Raw genomic sequence first — 17,495 nt, 5'->3', positions numbered from 1 at the left:
CGCGAGAAGGAGCGAAATCATGAGCAAGGTCGTCGCCCACATGTCGATGTCCCTCGACGGGTTCATCGCCGACCCCGAGGACGGCTGCGACGAGCTGTTCGGCTGGTACGCCAACGGTGACGTCGCGGTGCCCAGCCACGACTCGCGGTGGACCTTCCACGTGACCGAGGCGAGCGCGCGGTGGCTGCGCGACGCACTCGACCGGGCGGGCGCGCTGGTCTGCGGGCGCCGTCTGTTCGACCACACCAAGGGCTGGGGCGGCAACCACCCCGCCGGCGTCTCGCTGTTCGTGGTGACCCACCGTCCGGTCGAGGACTGGCCGCACCCGGTCACGTTCGTCACCGACGGCGTGGTCAGCGCGATCGAGCAGGCCAAGCAGGTCGCCGGGGACAAGGACGTCTCGGCGGCCAGCACCACGATCGTCCAGCAGTGCCTCGACGCGGGCCTGCTCGACGAGATCGAGGTGAACCTGATCCCGGTGTTGCTCGGCGAGGGCATCCCGTTCTTCGCGAACCTCGCGACGATGCCCGTGCGACTGTCCGATCCGGAGGTGGTCCCGGGCCGGGGTGTCACCCATCTGCGTTACGCAGTCCTTCGCTGACGCAGGGCGATCGGGGGCCGCCAGGACGGGTGTCAGCTGGACAAGGTCCGGCGGTTCGGCGAAAGTCAGACGGTGAACGGAAAGCGGCTTCCCCACATCGACAACGTGAAGACCGCCCTGGTCGCGTGGATCATCGGCGCCCACGCCCTGCTCGGCTACACGGCGGTCGGCGGCTGGCCGTACGACGAGGTCAACGAGACCACTTTCATGCCCGGCGTCGAGATCGTCCTCGCCGCCCTCATCGGGCCGTCCGGCCTGTTCATCATCGGCGGGTTCTTCTTCCTCGCCGGGCTGTTCACGCCGCGCTCGCTGGAGAAGAAGGGGCTGGGCCGCTTCACGGCCGACCGCGCGATCCGCCTCGGGCTGCCCTGGGCGGTGTCCGCGTTCCTGGTCTGGCCGCTCACCATGTGGCTCGCGTACCGGGTCGCGGGCCACGACGAGTCCGTCGGCTGGGTGGTCACGCACCGGTACCCGCTGCTCGACTCGGGTTCGCTGTGGTTCACGTTCGTCCTGCTGATCTTCTCCGTCGCGTACGCGATCTGGCGCACCGCCTCGCCCGCCGACCCCGACGCGCCGGAACCGAGCGCCGCCCAGCTCATCTGGCTCGCGGTCGGCATCGCGGTGTCCTCGTTCCTGATCCGCCTGGTCTTCCCGGCCAAGAGCGGCCAGATCTTCGACCTCCACCTGTGGCAGTGGCCGCAGTGCGCCGCCATGTTCGCCCTCGGCGTCACCTGCGCCCGCCACGGCTGGGCCCGCGAGGTTCCCGACCGGGTCCGCCGGCGCAGCGCGGTCGTCGCCGTCTCGACGATCTGCCTCGTCCCGATCCTCGGCATCGCGGTCGGCGTCACCGAGCTCGCCACCGACATCGGCCCGTTCCTCGGCGGCTGGAGCTGGCAGGCCGCGGCCGCCGCGCTCGTGGAGGGCGTCCTCGTCGTCTCCGGCTCGCTGTGGCTGCTCGGGCTCGCGCAGCGTCACCTCACCCAGCACGGCCGGTTCGCCGCGGCCTGCTCGCGAGCGGCGTTCCCCGCGTTCGTCATCCAGGGGCCGATCCTGATCCTGCTCGCCATCGCCCTGCGACCGCTCGCCGCGCCGGCCGAGCTCAAGGCCCCGCTGCTCGCGGCCATGGCCCTCGCCGGCTCGTTCTGGCTGGCCTGGCGCCTGGTGTCGCGGTCCGAGCCGGCACCGGAACGACCCCGGCACGCACGGTGAGCGGGAGCGACGGAGCGTTCGCCGTCTGGACGTAGGAGAAGCGCAGGCGCCTCAGCGCCGAGCATCGCACGGAGGAAGGCGGCGAGTAGCGGAGAAGCGGAGCGAACCATCCAACACGGTGAGCGGGAGCGACGGAGCGTTCGCCGTCTGGACGTAGGAGAAGCGCAGGCGCCTCAGCGCCGAGCATCGCACGGAGGAAGACGGCGAGCAGCGGAGAAGCGGAGCGAACCATCCAACACAGTGACCTGAGGTTTCCACCTGGGCTGAGCGGTCCGGGCCTACGCTCACGGTGACGACCACGACGGACGGTCACGCCCGGGAGCCCGCATGACGTTCGACCCGGAGACCCTGCGCACCGAGCTGGAGACCGGCCTGCTGTGCTTCCCCGTTACCCACGCCCGGAAGGACTTCGCCTTCGACGAGGAGCCCTACCGCGAGCATGTCGCCTGGCAGTCGTCGTTCCCGGTGGCCGGGGTGTTCGCGGCCGGCGGCATCGGCGAGTTCCCCGCGCTCACGCCGGCCGAGGTCAAGCGGGTGGTCCGCGCCGCGGTCGCCGCCTCCGCCCGGCCGGTGGTCGCGCCCGCCGGCTATGGCACCGCCCAGGCCGTCGCGATGGCCCGGGACGCGGAGTCGGCCGGCGCGGCGGGCGTGTTCCTGCTGCCGCCCTACTTGACCTCGCTGCCGACCGAGGGCCTCGTCGCGCACGTGCGTGCCGTATGCGCCGCGACCGGCCTGGGCGTGGTCGTCTACCACCGGGCGAGCGGCGGGGCCCGCGTCGACGCCGTGCGGCGCCTGGCCGAGGAGTGCCCGAACCTGCACCCACTGCCGTACCCGGGCACGGGCGTGCCGACCTGCTCGTCGGCGATCGTCAACTTCGCGCCGCGGTTCGCGCTCGAGCTGCACACCGCCGTGCACACCCGCGACACGGCGGCCGTGTATCGCATGCTCGACGAGTTCGTCCTGCCATACCTGGGGATCCGCGACCGGCGGGCGGGCTACGCGGTGCCGGTCGTGAAGGCCGCGCTGAGCGTCGTCGGCCGCCCGGCCGGGCCGGTGCGCCCGCCGCTCACCGACCTCACCGCGACGGAGGCCGGCGAGCTGAAGGCGTTGCTGGAGAAGGTGGACGCGGTGTGATCAGTCCTTCGCCGCGCACGCCGGGCTGGTGACCTCCAGCGCGGTCTTGTATGCGTCGAGCACGGGCAGCCCGCACCGGGCCGGCCCAACCCGATGACCTCGGCGGACTCGCTTCGGGTACCGGGAAATTCGGTTCCCGGTCCTAGATAGGCTGGGCGTCGTGTCCCAGTTCTTGCCGACCGCCCCGTACCGCGGCACGCGCGACTTCCTGCCGGCCGAGATGTCCGTCCGCACGCAGGTGTTCGAGCGGCTCTACGAGGTGATCGAGCGGTACGGCTACCAGCGCTACGACGGCCCGATCCTCGAGCCCGTCGAGATCTACGAGGCCAAGTCCTCCCGCGAGATCGTCGAGCAGCAGCTGTACACGCTCACCGACCGCGGCGACCGGCGCCTCGCGCTGCGCCCGGAGATGACGCCGTCGGTCGCGCGGATCATCGCCGGCAACGCCGGCAGGCTGCAGTTCCCCGTCCGCTGGTACAGCCACCCGAACTGCCACCGCTACGAGCGGCCGCAGCGGGGCCGGGTCCGCGAGCACTGGCAGGTGAACGTGGACGTGTTCGGCTCGGACAGCGCCGCCTGCGAGATCGAGTTCTTCGAGCTCATCCATGACCTCATGGCCGCCGTCGGGGCCACGCCCGACATGTGGGTCCTGCGGGTCAACGACCGGGTGCTGCTCGACGCGATGCTCACCGGCGTGGTCGGCATCGCCCCCGACGCCGTGCGGGACGTCGCCGGGCTGGTCGACCGATGGGAGAAGTACCCGGCGGACAAGCTCGCCGAGGACGCGGCCGCGATCGGGCTCACCGACAAGCAGTTCGACCGGCTCGGCGAGGTGCTCACGGGCGGCCGCGCGGTGCTCGACGAGATCCCCGCCGAGGTCAGGGAGCGGTCCAAGCTCGTCCAGGTCATGGACTCCGCGGCCGGTGAGCTCGTGCGGTTCGACCCGCTGATCGTGCGCGGCTTCGACTACTACACCTCGACCGTGTTCGAGGTCTTCGACAACCACCCGGACAACCGTCGCTCGCTGTTCGGCGGCGGCCGCTACGACAACCTCGTCGGGCTGTACTCCGCGCAGCGCATCCCCGGTTTCGGGTTCGGCATGGGTGATGTGACGCTGTTCGACTTCCTCGGCACGCACAGTCTGCTGTCCGAGCCCCGCGCGGAGATCGACGCGGTGGTCATCGCCACGGAGGCCGAGCTGGCCGACCCCGCGCGCACGGTCGCGAAGGGACTGCGTGGCGCCGGCGTCCGCACGTCCACACCACTCGACATCCGCAAGCTGGGCAAGGAGATCCAGCGCGCGGACCGGTCGGGAGCGCGCGTGGTCGTGATCGTCGGCGGCAACGACTGGGCGGCGGGCACGGTGACGGTCCGCGACCTGCGCACCGGCGACCAGCACCAGGTCACGCCGGCCGACGTCCCGGCACGGGTGCGCGACCTACTCGAGCTCGGCCCGGGCACGGCGTAGGAGATCCTGCTCCGCCGCGTTCGCCGTGCGGGCGATCGCCGCCTCGTACGCTGCGGCGGCCTCCTCGTCGCGGTCAAGGCGGTGCAGCAGGTCCGCGCGGACGGCGTGGAAGACGTGGTATGCGTCCAGCGAGAGGTCGTCGACCAGCGCCAGGGCCGCCGCCGGGCCGGTCACCTCCGCGACCGCGACGGCCCGGTGCAGCGCCACCACCGGCGTCGGCGTGCACTCCAGCAGCTGGTCGTACAGCATCACGATCTGCCCCCAGTCCGTCGCCGCGGCCGACTGCGCGTCGCTGTGCACGGCGTTGATCGCGGCCTGGATCTGGTACGGGCCGGGCCGGTCGCGCCGCAGGCAGGCCCGCACGAGCGCCTGCCCCTCGGCGATCAGCGCGCGGTCCCAGCGCGACCGGTCCTGGTCGCCGAGCCGCACCAGGTCGCCGCCGGGGCCGACCCGGGTGGGCCGGCGGGACTCGGTCAGCAGCATCAGCGCCAGCAGGCCCAGTACCTCCGGCTCGTCGGGCATCAGCTCGGCCAGCAGCCGGCCCAGGCGGACGGCCTCGGCGCACAGGTCGTCGCGGACCGGCTCGGTTCCCGAGCTCGCGGTGTAGCCCTCGTTGAAGATCAGGTACACCACCGCGAGCACCGACGTCAGCCGCGCCGGCAGGTCGGCCTCGCGCGGTACCCGGTACGGGATGCGCGCGTCACGGATCTTGCCCTTCGCCCGGACGATCCGCTGCGCCATGGTCGGCTCGGGCACGAGGAACGCCCGCGCGATCTCCGGCGTGGTGAGCCCGCCGAGCAACCGGAGGGTGAGCGCCACCTGCGCGGCGGTGCCCAGCGCCGGGTGGCAGCAGGTGAAGATCAGGCGCAGCCGGTCGTCGCGCACGACGCCCTCCTCCTCCCGCTCGGACCCGGCGCACAGCAGCGCGGCCTGGGCATGCTTGTCCTCGCGGGACGACTCCCGCCGAAGCCGGTCGATAGCCCGGCGGCGCGCGGTCGTGATGATCCAGCCGGCCGGGCTAGCCGGCATCCCCTCGTCCGGCCAGCGCTGGACCGCCGCGGCGAAGGCGTCCTGGACCGCCTCTTCGGCGACATCGACGTCGCCGAAGACGCGGACCAGGCTCGCGATCGCGCGGCCGTGCTCCTCGCGGAACACGCGTGCGATGTCGACCTCGGGCACTCAGTCCGCCTCGCCCGCGAACGGGCGCACCTCGATCCACAGCGGTTCGAGCACGGCGGCGAGCCGGCGGGCCCAGCCGAGGGCCTCGTCGAGGTCGGCCGCCCGGATGACGGTAAACCCGCCGAGGTACTCCTTGCCCTCGATGAACGGCCCGTCGGTGACCAGCACGTCGGACGCCTTGGCCCGCAGGACGGTCGCGGTGCTCGGCGGGTGCAGCCCCGCGCCGAAGACCCAGGCTCCGGCGGCGCGCATCTCGTCGTTGAGCTTGCCGAGGTCGCGCATGATCGGCTCGAGGACCTCGGGCGGCGGCGGATCGCCCTCCGGCTGGTAGATGCTCAGCAGGTACTGCTTCATCGCCCGGCTCCTCCCTGCGCTCGGTAGTGCGCCAGCACCACGCCGGTCGTGGTGGTCACGCTATCGACGAGGTCGAGCTCGGCCACGGGGACGCCGCCGGGGAACAGCCGCCGGCCGCTGCCGAGCACCAGCGGGTAGATCGACAGCAGGTACTCGTCGACGAGGTCGTGCGCCATCAGCGTGCGGGCCAGCTCGCCGCTGCCGAGCACGGCGATGTCGCCGCCCGGCTCGGTCCGCAGCTTCGCGACGGCTCCGGCGATGTCACCGGAGATCAGCGTGGAGTTGCGCCACGGCAGCGGTTCGGTGAGCGTCCGCGACACGACGTACTTGCGGGCCTCGTTGAGCACCTCGGTGTACGGGTTGCCGGTCTGCGCGGGCCAGTAGCCGTGGAGGTCCTCGTAGGTCCGGCGGCCGAGCAGCAGCGCGCGGTTGCCCGTCATGTGCACGCTCATGGTCTTCGCGAGGACCTCGTCCTGGTACGGGACCGCCCAGCCGCCGCGGGTGAAGCCGTCCCGGGTGTCCTCGTCGGGTCTGCCGGGGGCCTGCATCACGCCGTCGAGCGTCAGGTTGCCGACGACCACGATCCTGGACATCGCGCGCTCCTTCCGTGGAGGGTCTGTTTGCCCTCTACACGAACGGGGTCCGCGCGGATCGACAGCGGCGGCGGGGAGGATGTGATCGTGGTGCCCTTCCCGGGAGCGGACCGGGAAGGACACCACGATCTCGTCGAGCCCTGGCCCACCCGGGGCTGGGGGACGGCGTCGTCGGGCTCGACAGGCGGTGCCGACGCGGGGGACGTCGCCGGCACCGGTCACTCGGTGACGCGAACGTGAATCGGGAAGCGCGGCATCGTGCAACGCGCCCGAACGGGACTGACCGCGATTGACGACGATCGGGTGAACGTCGTTGGGCCGTTCGGCCTACAGGTCCGGGCTGTCGGGCAGCAGCAACCCGTGCGGTGGCTTGGCCTTCTCCTTGTGCGGCTTCGCCGGCTCGTCGCGGGGCTCGGTGTCCGGCCGGTTGTTCTCGCCGCCGTTCGCGCCTCGGTTGTCTCCGGCTCGGTCCCCGTCTCCGTCGCCGCCGGGGTCCGGGACGTCGGGCGTGCCCGGCTTGCCTGGGACGCCGTCCGGGCCGAGCGACGGTGTCTCGACGCCCAGGCTCTCGCTCGGCTCCGGCACCCGCGCCGGGCCCGCGGGGGTCTTGACGTCGTCCGGCAGCATGCCGCGTACCGACTCGATGTCGTCGCGCAGCCGATCGGCGGTGGACTGGTCGACCTTGTCCGCCAGCGCGTCCGCGGTGGCGAGCAGCCGCAGCGCCTCGGGGTAGCGGCCCGCCTTCGCCGCCTTCCGCGCGTCGGACAACGCGTGGTTGGCGCCGTCGAGAGCCTGGCGGGACTCGGCCAGCTCGCCGTACACCAGCCGCGTCACCGGCCACAGTGGACTGTCCGGGAACGCGTGCGCCGCGGCGACCGTCATGCCGCCGCCGACGAGCGCGACGGACGCGACGACGCCGAGCGAGGCGGCTGCCAGCCGCCGCCTGGGGCGAGGCGGCCGGGCGATCGCGTCCAGCAAGCGTGGGTCGGGCGGGCCGGCGTCGGGCATGCTCCGCCGCCAGGCCACGAGCATCGCCTCGGCGTCGTCGCGGCCCCTGGTCTCGAGGGGCACGCCACGGCCGAGCCGGTCGAGCAGCCGGTCGTCCTCGTGCAGGGTGCGCAGATCGGGGTCGGTCATGCGACCACCTCGTCCGCCGCCTGCTCGCGCGCCCATGCACGCAATCGTGCCATTGCCCGCGACTGGGTCATCCGGACGGCCGCGGCGGACTTGCCGATGACCGCGCCGACCTCCTCGGCGGACAGCCCGGCGGCGACACGCAGCACGATGATCTCCCGCTGCGTGTCGGTGAGGTCGTCGAGCAGCGGCAGCAGCCGGCGCGACAGGTCGGCGGTGACCGCGCGGTCCTCGGGGTCCCAGCCATCGTCGACAGGTTCGGGCACGGTCTCGATGGGCCGGGTCGGCGCGGCGGACGCGGCCCGGTGCGCGTCGGCGACCTTGTAGGCGGCGATGCGGTACACGAACGCCGTGAACGGCAGGCCGCGCTCCTCGTAGCGGGGGAGCGCCTCGAACACCGCGAGGCAGACGTCCTGCGCGACGTCGTCGGGGGCCTGGTCACCCCGCCCGAGCGAACCGAGATGCGCCCAGCAGTAGCGCAGCACCCCGGGCCGGACCCTGGCCAGCAACTCGGCGGCCGCCTCGGGGTTGCCTCGCCGGGCGCGCCGCGCGAGCTCGTTGTCGCGCGTCACCACGACAGCCTAACGATGATCAGCGTTGTTGGGGTACTAACCGCGCGGCCATTGTCTGGCACGGTCTGGTAGGTCCGGCCATGCCAGTCCGCGCTAGGTCAGCTCCAGGGCGTCCGCGACGAGGTCGACCGCGCTGCGGGCCGGGTCGCGGGCGGCGCTGTTGTAGACCTGCTCGGTGGTGTCGACGCTGGTGTGCCCGACGTCGGCCTGGACGTGGACGAGCTGGGCGCCGGCCTCCACGGCGGTCGTGACGTAGAAGTGGCGCAGGGCGTGGGGGTGCGTGGCGCCGGCGAGGTCGGCGTCGCCGGTCGCGCTCGCGAGGCGGCGGAGCAGCTGCCAGACCGCCTGGCGCCGGTAGCGGTTGCCGGTTCGGGTGACGAGCAGGGGCGTGCTCGCCCCGGCCTCGTCCCGCCGTGCGGGGAGGGTGGTCCGCTCGGTCAGCCGGAGGTACTCGGTGAGCGCGTGCTCGGCGGCGGCGTGCAGGTAGACGACGCGGGTCTTGCCGCCCTTGCCGCGGACGCGTAGCGCGCGGCGCCCGCGGGTGACGTGGACGTCGGCGCGGTCGAGCCCGCAGAGCTCGGACACCCGCAGCCCGAGCGTGCAGAGGGCGACGACCGCGGTGGCGCGGGCGGTGTCCGTGGGCCCGGCGCCCGGGCGTGGGCGCGCGGCGGCCGCGTAGAGGGCGCGGACCTGCCCGGTGGTGAGCACGACCGTGGCCGAGGTGTTCCCGGCCGGCTTGACGAGCCCGAGCCGCCGCCGGTCGAGGGCCGCGGGGTTCGCGGCGGCGAAGCCGGTGTCGGCCAGGTGGGTGTAGAGCGCCTTGACGGTGGCGAGCATCCGGTCGCGGGTGGCGACGGCCGCGCCGGCCTGGTCGAGCGCCTGGAGCCAGGCCTTCACGTGGGCGGAGGTCGCGTGGCGCGGATCGGTGTCGTGGGTCGCGCACCAGCGGAACCAGTGCAGGTGCCGCAACCGCCCGCGGGCGGCCGGGGGAGGGGTGCGGCCGGTCCCGGTCGCCGGGCCGCCGGGTCGTGTCGCGATCGTGCCGAGGACCGCCGCGTAGCGCGCCACCGCGCTCGCCCACCTCTCGTGCGGGGTGGTGAGCCAGTGGCGGAGGTCCGTGGGGCTCGTCGGCAGGCCGAGTCCTTCGGCGTAGGTGCGGCGGGTCGCCAGGTTTCCGTAGCCACCCAGCCAGTCGGCCGTGGCGTTCAGCAGTTCGTCCGGGTCGCCCACGCCCGGCCACGGGTCGTCGGCCGGCCTCCGCGGCACCATCTCGATCACCGGACCAGCTTAGCTACAAAAGCTCACTTCTGTAGCCAAGCTAGATTGTGGATATTGAATCTATAACCTGAGTAAGAAGTAATCGATCCCATTACGGTAGTCTTCGATCATGAGCGAAGCGGTAGAAGCGGACATATCGGGCCTCTGCGGGTTCAGTCGGTGCCGGGCGCCGCTGCCGGGTCCGGGACCCAGGGGCGGGCGGCCGTTCGCCTACTGCCCGGACCGTTCCTGGCCGGGCGGCAAGACGTGCAAGCAGCTCGCCGCCGCACAGGACGCGCTCGCCGAAGCGCTCGGGGAGACCGGAAGTGCGGAGCTGATCTCGGCGACCAGCACGTTCACCGCCAGCGCGGAGCGGATCGCCGCACCGCTCACCGAGGCCGTCGCCGCGGCCAAGGCGTTGCGGGGCGCACTCGCGCGGGAGGTCGAGGCGGCGGCCACCCGCGCCGAGCGGGCCGAGACCGACGCGGCGACCGAGCGTGGCCTCCGCGAGGCGGCCGAGACCGAGGTGCGCCATACCCGAGAGGCCACCGACACCGCGGTCCGCGAGGCGCGCGAGTCGGCCGACGCCGCGACCCGCGAGGCACGGTCGAACGCGGCGACGGAGATCCACCTGGCCCGCACCGCCGCGGAGGCCGACGTCCAGCTCGCCCGCACGGAGGCGAGGGCCGAGGTCGAGCATGTCCGCGAGGCCGCGGAGACCGATATCCGGGAAGCACACGAGGCAGCGGAGTTCGAGGCACGACGTGCTCGCGAGGCCGCCGACCTGAAGGTCATCGAGGCTCGCGAGGCCACCGAGCTCGCCACCGCCGAGGCCGAGCGCCACCGGCTCGACCGCGACCGGGCGCGCGCCGAGGCCCGTGCCGCGAGGGAGGCGGCGACCCGCTCGGACCTGGCGAAGGCCCGGGCCGAGGGGACGGCCGCCGCCGAGCACGACCGTGCCGAGACCGCGCTGCGTCAGGCCGCGGCGCTCACCGAGGCCCTGGCCGAGACGACCGCGGACCGCGATGCCGCCCGGGCGGAAGAGGCCCGCCTCCGCGAGGACCTGAGTCGGGCGCACGCCGCCGCGACCGAGGAACGCGCGAAGGCCACCGACCAGGCCGCACGGCTCGCGACGGCCGCCGCCGAGCTGACGACCGCCACCACGCGTGCCGAGGCGAGCGACCGCCGCCTCACCGCCCTGCGCGACGTCCTCCTCGACGGTTCGACCGGCGACCTGCGCACCCGCCTACTGGCGGTGCTCCTGGAGAAGGTGACCTGACGCGGCGGCCACCGCGAGCGGCTGGCCGATCTCCTTTCCGCGCGCGGGGTTCCGCGTACGTGGTCCTCAGTGGACCAGGCGGAGGCGGGGGCGTGGGTTCGGCATGCCCACCAGCTCGCGCAGGCGGGGGAGTCCGATGTGGAGCTCGTCGGCCAGCTTCGGCAGCGGTAGGCCGTGCTCCGCGGCCAGCTCGACCGCGCTGCGCAGCAGTGCCGGTTGCTCACCAGGGTGGTCCGAGCCGACCGGCTCGTCGGTTCGCCAGCCCAGTGCGGTCAGGGTGGTCATCGTTCGGCGCACTGTCGACTCGCCGTACACGCCCAGGTCCTTGCCTCGGTACACGAGTGCCGCGACCGACACCCCGTAGCCGTCGGCGACCTCCTTCAAAGCCGGCACGTCCACCGGGGTCGGCAGCAGGGGGCGCACCTCCGCGGCCGGCATCAGGAACTCCGCCGCGAACGCGTTCGCCTGGCGCTCGTGGGCCGGGGAGCCCGGGGCGGGGTCCGGATGCAGCAGCAGGTGGCCCAGCTCGTGCGCCACCGAGAAGCGGCGGCGCATCGGGTTTCCCTTGTCCGACAAGGCGATCGTGGGCCGGCCGTGCAGTGCGGAGGAGAACGCGTCGATCGTCGACGCGTCCACGGCCGGGATGCGGGTCACCACGATCCCGCGCGCCTCCAGGTTCCGCACCAGGTGTACGACCGGGCCGGCGCCGAGATCCCACGCCTTGCGCACGGTCCGCGCGGTCCGCACGACGTCGCCGTGCGGGATGCCCAGCGGCAGCCCGAGGTCGACCGGCGGCAGCTCGATCACCCGATCGAGCCGGTCGGTGATCTCCCACAGCAGCTCGACGTGCGCGAGCGCCTGCCGCCGCCCCACGGCGGTCGTCGCGCGCAGCGAGCGGAAGTGCGCGTGCGTCGTGTCCAGCCGCAGCCGCGGGCGGCCCATCCCGAAGAACCCGACGGGCAGGTCGAGCGCCGTGGCGCAGCGGGCCAGGGTCGACGCGCTCGGCCGGGACTGGCCCAGCTCGTACTGGGACACCGCCGCGGCGGTGCGTTCGATCAGCGCGGCCAGCTCACGCTTGCGCAGCCCGGCCAGTTCGCGGGCCATCGTCAGCCGGGCGGGGGAGAACGCCCGGGCGACGACTGCGGCACTCGACGACACGGCGACCCCCCTTCAACGAGCCGGACACGAACATGCGCCATCGTCACCGAGCACGGAGCGTGGCGCGAACCGGGTGATATGTGGGTGACTACTCCGAGGCTGCGGGCGTCCCGGCACGCGGCCGCAGCGGCAGCATCGGCTGCGGCAGGCCGAACGCGTCCGGCGCGAGCCGGCCCGCCGGGATCTCCGGCGCCAGGGCGGCGCCGAGCTCGCGGACGTCGACACACCAGTGCCAGTCGATGTGGTTGTCGTCCCGCAGGATGCCCTGACCGGCCCACAACCCGGTCAGCCCGACCGCCTCGGTGCCGTTCCACGGCAGAAACAGCAGCGCCCGGTCGGACAGCAGCGCGTCCCGCTTGCTGAACAGCCCCAGCTCGTCGCCGGCGCCGAACAGCTCGCGCCGCAGGTCGCTGGCATCGCCGAGCGAGCCGTGCGGCCCGGACGGCATCAGCAGGTGGTACATCCCGACCCGGGGCAGCTTGAGCAGCACGGCCTGGAACGCGGCGTCGACCTCGAGCCCGGGCAGCTCGCCGGTGAGCGAGTCCGCCGTGACGCGCAGGAACTGGTAGCGGTCGGTGCCGAAGCTCGTGTTGTTCTCCCAGTTGCCGCGCGGACCGCCGCGCCGCACCGCCTGCACGCTCGCCGCGGTGTCGTGCGCGTCCTGCAGCCAGCGGGTGATCGTGACGACGAAGTCGAGTACCGGAACCGGATGGAGTAGCGAGGTGAGGCGGTCGACGTGCTGCGGATCGTTCGCCACGTGTCACTCCTCTTTGATCGCGGGGCCGCGACTGTGGTCAGCCACTTGATTCTGGCACCGGATCCGGTCACGCCGTGGGAGGTGGGCAGGGCGTGTCGGGCGCGGCGGCGCCGAACCACGTGGGCAGCTGGCCGAGCAGATCCTGCTGGTCTTCGCCGACCCACGCCACGTGGCCGTCCGGGCGCAGCAGCACCGCGGGCACGTCCAGTTCCTCGCTGACGTCGACGACGTGGTCGACCCGGTCCGCCCAGCCCGCCACCGAGAGCCGGCCGGTCTGGTCGAACAGCAGCCCGCGGCCGCCGTGCATCAGCCCGTAGAGGCGCCCCTGCTTGAGCCCCACGTCCCGCATCCGCCGGCCGAGCAGGTCGTGCCCCTCGCCGAAGTCGTAGCGGACCCCGATCGCGGTGATCTTCTCGATCAGGTACCGGTTCACCTCCTCGAAGTCCATCAGTTCCGACACCAGGCGGCGTACGGCCCGGGGGCCCGGTTCGAGGGACATCAGCTCCATCTGCGCGCGGGTGTTGTTCAGCACCTCGGCGGCCACCGGGTGCCGTTCGGTGTGGTAGCTGTCCAGCAGCCCTTCCGGTGCCCAGCCGTCGACCTCGGCGGCCAGTTTCCAGCCGAGGTTGAACGCGTCCTGGACGCCAAGGTTGAGGCCCTGCCCGCCGGCTGGCGGGTGGACGTGCGCCGCGTCGCCGGCCAGCAGCACGCGGCCGGTCCGGTAGCGCTCGGCCTGCCGGGTGGCGTCGCCGAAGCGAGAGAGCCAGCGCGGTGAGTGCACGCCGAAGTCGGTGCCGGCGATCGCCCGCAGCTGCTGCTTGAACTCCTCGAGCGTCGGCGGGACCGCGCGGTCCTCGGCCACGCCCGCCGCGGGCACGACGACGCGGTACACCCCGTCCCCGAGGAGCCCGAGGCCGAACCGCTTCTGGGTCTTGCGGCGTTCCGCGACGATGGCGGCCACCGTCTCCGGATCCTCGGTCACCTCCATCTCGCCCAGCAGCGTCTCGACCCGGGAGGACTCGCCGGGGAAGCCGACGCCGAGCAGCTTGCGCACCGTGCTGCGGCCGCCGTCGCAGCCGACGACGTAGCGCGAGCGCAGCCGCGTGCCGTCGGCCAGCTCGGCGGTCACCCCGTGGTCGTCCTGGCTCAGCCCGACCAGCTCGCAGCCGCGCCGGATCTCGGCGCCGAGCTCGGTGGCGTGCTCGGTCAGCAGGCGATCGGTGGTGGTCTGCGGGATGCCGAGGACGTAGGGATGCGCCGTGTCGAGCCGGTCGGGCGGGGGCTTGTCGATGCCGGCGAAGAAACCGCCGACCGGATACTGCTGGCCGTGCGCGAGGAACCGCTCCAGCAGACCGCGCTGGTCCATCACCTCGATGCTGCGCACGTGCAGGCCGAGCGAGCGGACCACCCTGGTCGACTCGGTCTCCTTCTCCAGGACGAGCGCGTGCACGCCGTGCAGCCGCAACTCACTGGCCAGCATCGAGCCGGTCGGTCCGCCGCCGGCAATGATCACGTCAATCATGAACCCCGCCCCCGTTCGACATGGTTGCACTCGGCCGGCTGCTCCGCGAAATCCCTGATTTCCGCAGGTGCTGGCTTCGGCCGGTGATTCTGCGGCACGACCCGGGTCTTGCCGCAAGGCCCCCGGTGCGCTATATGTTGAAAGTGGCAGGGAGTGGGCGAACTCCTTGCCTTTTGCTTTTTGTCGTCCGCTGTGGACGGACAAGCTCCAGCCGAGCGGGGGAGAGCAGGCCGAACACCGGGGTCGGACTAGAAGGCGTCGCCAGTGGCGACGGGCGCGGTGCGGCTCAGATCCGGACGGACACCATCTTCTGGCCGTCGGTGGTGACCACCTCGACGGCCTTGACCGCGGACGGGTCGACCAGGGCGGAGCCGTCCAGCGGCGTGCCCTCGGCCTCGCCCAGCTTCGACACCCGCCAGCTGCCGGCCAGCACGGGCTCGCCCCGGCGGGGCACCACGAGCAGCTCGCAGTCGAGGCCGGCCTTGATGCCGGTGACGTCGGCGTGCAGGGTGACCCAGCCCTCCTTCGGGACCATCGTCACCGCCATCGTCGCGCCGGTGTTCGGGTCGGTCACCTTCGCTTCGCGGGCGTCGGACGGCACGGTCGCCGTCGGGCCGCCGGCCACCTGCTCCGGCGCGGTCTCGCGGCCGATCACGATGCCACCGCTGACCGCGGCCACGAGCGCGACCGCCGCGGCGACCGTGATCGCCATCGGTGCCCAGCCGCGTCGCCGCTGCGGCGGCATCTCGGCACGGGCACGGCGCAACGTCTTCTGCAGCAACAGGTCGCCGCCCGCGGGCGGGCCGTCCATGAACGCCTCGGGCGGCACCTCGTCGAGGGCCAGCCGCAGGTTGGTGAACTCGCGAACCTCGAGCTGGCAGTCCAGGCAGCCGACCACGTGCGCCTGCACCGCGTCCTGCTCGGCCGGGTCGAGCCCGCCGAGCGCGTAGGCGGCCAGCAGCGAGGGGTCGTGCTCGACGGGGTTCATCGGGCACCTCCCTTCGCGGTAGCGCCCAGTGCGGCCCGTAGCGCACGGACCGCGTGATAAGTCCTGGACTTGACGGTACCGGGCGCGATCCGCAGCACCGCCGCCGTCTCGTTGACCGTGTGTCCCCGGTAGTACAGCTCGACGATGACCGCCCGGTGCTCGGGGGTCAGGTGCTCGATGGCGCCGAGCACGGTGATCGTGTCGACGACGTCATCGGCGTGGTCACGGGCCGGTGTGGGGACGTCCACCGGCTGGTTGACCTCGGTCGGCCGCACGGCCCTGGCCCGCGCGCGGTCGGTGATGATGTTGCGCGCGACTGTGAGCAGCCAGCCGCGGATCGAGCCGATGCCGTGCTCGAGGTCGTCGGCGTGCTTCCAGGCTCGCAGCAGAGTCTCCTGGACGACGTCCTCGGCCGCGGCACGGTCGTTGGTCAAGCGCACGGCGTACGCGAGCAGGGCGCGACCGTGCTCCTCGTACAGCGTGCGGATGAGCTCCTCGCCGGGCACCTGCCGCGCGCGCCGCGGCTTCCTGCCTGGGATAGCCACGCTTGCCATCACCTGCCCGGGGATCCGTTCACGGGGCTGCACCGCAACGGCCCGGATGAACCATGCCGGACCTCGATCGACGAGCAGGGTACTGGACAGGGATGCCGTCACAACCAACCACACGAGCAGATGGCGTAACCGGTTCATTCCCGTTCTCAGCCGGCATGTGTTGGCCGCCCGCCGAGGATCGTGGCGACGATGGGCATGTCGCGCAGCTCGTCCGGCGGTAGGTTCCGCAGGTCACGCCCGGCGACCACGAGGTCCGCCGGATCACCGACCGCCACTGTCGTCCGCCCGCCCGCACTGGCCGCGAGCGCCGCCGGCAGCGGGAGCGCCTGCTCGGGGTGCCACGGGTCCCGGCCGTCGTCGGTGCGGGTGAGCGCGGAGGCGATGCCGTCCCACGGGTCGAGCGGGGCCACCGGCGCGTCCGAGCCGAACTCCAGCGTGGCGCCGGCCCTGAGCAGATCGGCGTAGGCGAAGGCACGCGCGGTGCGGCCGGGCCAGTGGCGTTCGGCGACGTCGCGGTCGTCGGGCGCGTGCGCGGGCTGGACGCCGGCGGTCACGCCCAGCTCGGCGAAGCGGGGCACGTCGCGCGGGCTGAGCAGCTGGGCGTGCTCGATCCGCCGGCCGGGCCCGTCGAGGCCGGCGAGGACGTCGAGCGCGATCCGGTTCGCCTCGTCGCCGATCGCGTGCAGGGCGGGGGAGATGCCGTGCTCGGCGGCACGTCGCAGCAGTGGCCGCAGCTCGTCCTCGGTCACCAGCAGCTCGCCGAGGTACTCGTCGTCGGGGAACTCGCCGGGGTAGGGGTCGTGGCAGTAGGCCGTGCGGGTGTTGAGCGAACCGTCGAGGAACACCTTGAGCGGTCCGACGGTCAGCAGCCCGCCGGTGTCCGGGATCGGGTCACCGGTCCGGTGGCCACGCTCGACGGCCCGGTCGAGCATGAAGCGGGCGATCACGCACCGGACCCGGGTGGACGGCGGGCGGATGGTGAGCCGGCGGGTCCAGTCGGTGATGGTGTCGGTGTACTCGTAGTCGGCGATCGCGGTGACCCCGCGGGCGGCCGCCGCGTCGGTGGCGTCGAGCACCCACTTGTCGGACACGCCGACGTCGGGCGCGGGCAGGGCGGCGGTGACCGCCATGGCGTCGTCCTCGATGAGCACGCCGGTCGGGTGCTCGTGGCCGACCAGCGTGAGGGCCTCGGAGTTGAGCCAGGCGGCGTGCAGGTCGTTGCTGAACACGGCGACGGGCCGGCCGGGGAACGCCCGGTCGAGCAGGTCCTTGTGCGGCGGGACGCGCCAGAACGTCTCGTTGTAGTGCGCGCCGGTCAGCAGGTCGGTGTCGCCCGGCGGCCCCTGCGCGGCGACGAGCAGCTCGACGGCGTGCGCGGCGGACCGCGCGGTGGCGAGCGAGACCCGTTGCCGGACGCAGGCCCACTGCAGCATGTGCGTGTGGGCGTCGACGAGCCCGGGCAGCAGCGTTCCGCCGCGCCCGTCGATCACGTCGACGCCGTCCGGCACGGCCCCCACGGGTTCGATCGCGGCGACCTGCCCGCCCTCGATCCGCACGTCCGCGCGCCGCCCGGTGAGCCCGATGGCGACGTCGCGCAGGAGAAGTGGCTTGTGCATCCGCGCCAACCTATCGCCCGGCGGCAACCAGATCGGAACCGACGGTGGTCGGCCACATCCGGCGAGCCCTCTGACACGGTACGGCGACCGTCCTCCCCGGTCCCGCTACCGTGACACGGC

At 73.0% G+C, this 17,495-nt stretch carries 17 protein-coding genes; 5 read left to right on the top strand and 12 right to left on the bottom strand.

The window, feature by feature from the left end; all coding sequences use genetic code 11:
* Nucleotides 1-19: 19 nt before the first annotated feature.
* The 4 genes from ACRDTB_RS04240 (at nt 20) to hisS (ending at nt 4,412) form a co-directional block, all read left to right on the top strand.
* A complete protein-coding gene (locus ACRDTB_RS04240) occupies nt 20-601 on the top strand; it encodes a dihydrofolate reductase family protein (protein ID WP_431428586.1) in 582 nt (193 codons plus the stop codon).
* Nucleotides 602-673: 72 nt separating this feature from the next.
* Nucleotides 674-1,810 (top strand): acyltransferase family protein, encoded by a 1,137-nt coding sequence (locus ACRDTB_RS04235; RefSeq protein WP_431428585.1) that lies wholly within the window; start codon nt 674-676, stop codon nt 1,808-1,810.
* A 327-nt stretch (nt 1,811-2,137) separates the two neighbouring features.
* On the top strand, nt 2,138-2,944 hold the full coding sequence (locus tag ACRDTB_RS04230; protein ID WP_431428584.1) for a dihydrodipicolinate synthase family protein: 807 nt from the start codon (nt 2,138-2,140) through the stop codon (nt 2,942-2,944).
* A 160-nt stretch (nt 2,945-3,104) separates the two neighbouring features.
* The gene (gene hisS / locus ACRDTB_RS04225) at nt 3,105-4,412 is read left to right on the top strand and encodes a histidine--tRNA ligase (RefSeq protein WP_431428583.1); all 1,308 of its coding nucleotides are present in this window, start codon (nt 3,105-3,107) and stop codon (nt 4,410-4,412) included.
* Here hisS and ACRDTB_RS04220 read toward each other — a convergent pair.
* The 6 genes from ACRDTB_RS04220 to ACRDTB_RS04195 form a co-directional block, all read right to left on the bottom strand.
* Complete coding sequence (locus ACRDTB_RS04220) at nt 4,383-5,591, bottom strand: RNA polymerase sigma factor (RefSeq protein WP_431428582.1); 1,209 nt, start codon at nt 5,589-5,591, stop codon at nt 4,383-4,385. The two genes, hisS and ACRDTB_RS04220, sit on opposite strands and share 30 nt — an antisense overlap.
* The gene (locus tag ACRDTB_RS04215; protein ID WP_431428581.1) at nt 5,592-5,945 is read right to left on the bottom strand and encodes a YciI family protein; all 354 of its coding nucleotides are present in this window, start codon (nt 5,943-5,945) and stop codon (nt 5,592-5,594) included.
* Nucleotides 5,942-6,538: a dihydrofolate reductase family protein gene (locus tag ACRDTB_RS04210; RefSeq protein WP_431428580.1), complete on the bottom strand. Its 597-nt coding sequence runs from the start codon at nt 6,536-6,538 to the stop codon at nt 5,942-5,944. Before ACRDTB_RS04210 ends, ACRDTB_RS04215 begins: the two co-directional genes overlap by 4 nt.
* Before the next feature lie 327 nt (nt 6,539-6,865).
* Nucleotides 6,866-7,675: a hypothetical protein gene (locus tag ACRDTB_RS04205; RefSeq protein WP_431428579.1), complete on the bottom strand. Its 810-nt coding sequence runs from the start codon at nt 7,673-7,675 to the stop codon at nt 6,866-6,868.
* Nucleotides 7,672-8,244 carry a sigma-70 family RNA polymerase sigma factor gene (locus ACRDTB_RS04200; protein WP_431428578.1) on the bottom strand — a complete coding sequence of 191 codons (573 nt, stop codon included), beginning with the start codon at nt 8,242-8,244 and terminating at the stop codon, nt 7,672-7,674. The genes ACRDTB_RS04205 and ACRDTB_RS04200 overlap by 4 nt, the downstream gene beginning before the upstream one ends.
* Nucleotides 8,245-8,337: 93 nt before the next feature.
* A complete protein-coding gene (locus ACRDTB_RS04195; protein WP_431428652.1) occupies nt 8,338-9,513 on the bottom strand; it encodes a tyrosine-type recombinase/integrase in 1,176 nt (391 codons plus the stop codon).
* A 118-nt stretch (nt 9,514-9,631) separates the two neighbouring features.
* Here ACRDTB_RS04195 and ACRDTB_RS04190 point away from each other — a divergent pair, with 118 nt between their 5' ends.
* Nucleotides 9,632-10,780: a hypothetical protein gene (locus ACRDTB_RS04190; RefSeq protein WP_431428577.1), complete on the top strand. Its 1,149-nt coding sequence runs from the start codon at nt 9,632-9,634 to the stop codon at nt 10,778-10,780.
* A gap of 66 nt (nt 10,781-10,846) precedes the next feature.
* Here the strand turns inward: ACRDTB_RS04190 and ACRDTB_RS04185 are convergent, their stop codons facing one another.
* From ACRDTB_RS04185 to ACRDTB_RS04160, 6 genes are all read right to left on the bottom strand, one after another.
* On the bottom strand, nt 10,847-11,938 hold the full coding sequence (locus ACRDTB_RS04185; protein WP_431428576.1) for a helix-turn-helix domain-containing protein: 1,092 nt from the start codon (nt 11,936-11,938) through the stop codon (nt 10,847-10,849).
* Nucleotides 11,939-12,026: 88 nt separating this feature from the next.
* Complete coding sequence (locus tag ACRDTB_RS04180) at nt 12,027-12,695, bottom strand: hypothetical protein (protein ID WP_431428575.1); 669 nt, start codon at nt 12,693-12,695, stop codon at nt 12,027-12,029.
* A gap of 67 nt (nt 12,696-12,762) precedes the next feature.
* Nucleotides 12,763-14,217 (bottom strand): rifampin monooxygenase, encoded by a 1,455-nt coding sequence (gene rox, locus ACRDTB_RS04175; protein ID WP_431428573.1) that lies wholly within the window; start codon nt 14,215-14,217, stop codon nt 12,763-12,765.
* Nucleotides 14,218-14,503: 286 nt separating this feature from the next.
* Entirely contained in the window at nt 14,504-15,205 is a 702-nt protein-coding gene (locus ACRDTB_RS04170) for an anti-sigma factor family protein (protein WP_431428572.1), read from the bottom strand.
* Nucleotides 15,202-15,750 carry a sigma-70 family RNA polymerase sigma factor gene (locus ACRDTB_RS04165; protein ID WP_431428571.1) on the bottom strand — a complete coding sequence of 183 codons (549 nt, stop codon included), beginning with the start codon at nt 15,748-15,750 and terminating at the stop codon, nt 15,202-15,204. The genes ACRDTB_RS04170 and ACRDTB_RS04165 overlap by 4 nt, the downstream gene beginning before the upstream one ends.
* Before the next feature lie 155 nt (nt 15,751-15,905).
* Nucleotides 15,906-17,375 carry an amidohydrolase gene (locus ACRDTB_RS04160; protein ID WP_431428570.1) on the bottom strand — a complete coding sequence of 490 codons (1,470 nt, stop codon included), beginning with the start codon at nt 17,373-17,375 and terminating at the stop codon, nt 15,906-15,908.
* Nucleotides 17,376-17,495 lie beyond the last annotated feature (120 nt).

Source organism: Actinophytocola sp. (assembly GCF_050699935.1).
Taxonomy (GTDB): Bacteria; Actinomycetota; Actinomycetes; order Mycobacteriales; family Pseudonocardiaceae; genus Actinophytocola.
This window is presented reverse-complemented; position numbering and strand designations above follow the sequence as displayed.

Coding starts and splice junctions, on each gene's coding strand:
- ACRDTB_RS04240 (WP_431428586.1), top strand. CDS start 20: ATGAGCAAGGTCGTCGCCCACATGTCGATGTCCCTCGACGGGTTCATC.
- ACRDTB_RS04230 (WP_431428584.1), top strand. CDS start 2,138: ATGACGTTCGACCCGGAGACCCTGCGCACCGAGCTGGAGACCGGCCTG.
- ACRDTB_RS04215 (WP_431428581.1), bottom strand. CDS start 5,945: ATGAAGCAGTACCTGCTGAGCATCTACCAGCCGGAGGGCGATCCGCCG.
- ACRDTB_RS04210 (WP_431428580.1), bottom strand. CDS start 6,538: ATGTCCAGGATCGTGGTCGTCGGCAACCTGACGCTCGACGGCGTGATG.
- ACRDTB_RS04205 (WP_431428579.1), bottom strand. CDS start 7,675: ATGACCGACCCCGATCTGCGCACCCTGCACGAGGACGACCGGCTGCTC.
- ACRDTB_RS04195 (WP_431428652.1), bottom strand. CDS start 9,513: ATGGTGCCGCGGAGGCCGGCCGACGACCCGTGGCCGGGCGTGGGCGAC.
- ACRDTB_RS04190 (WP_431428577.1), top strand. CDS start 9,632: ATGAGCGAAGCGGTAGAAGCGGACATATCGGGCCTCTGCGGGTTCAGT.
- rox (WP_431428573.1), bottom strand. CDS start 14,217: ATGATTGACGTGATCATTGCCGGCGGCGGACCGACCGGCTCGATGCTG.
- ACRDTB_RS04170 (WP_431428572.1), bottom strand. CDS start 15,205: ATGAACCCCGTCGAGCACGACCCCTCGCTGCTGGCCGCCTACGCGCTC.
- ACRDTB_RS04160 (WP_431428570.1), bottom strand. CDS start 17,375: ATGCACAAGCCACTTCTCCTGCGCGACGTCGCCATCGGGCTCACCGGG.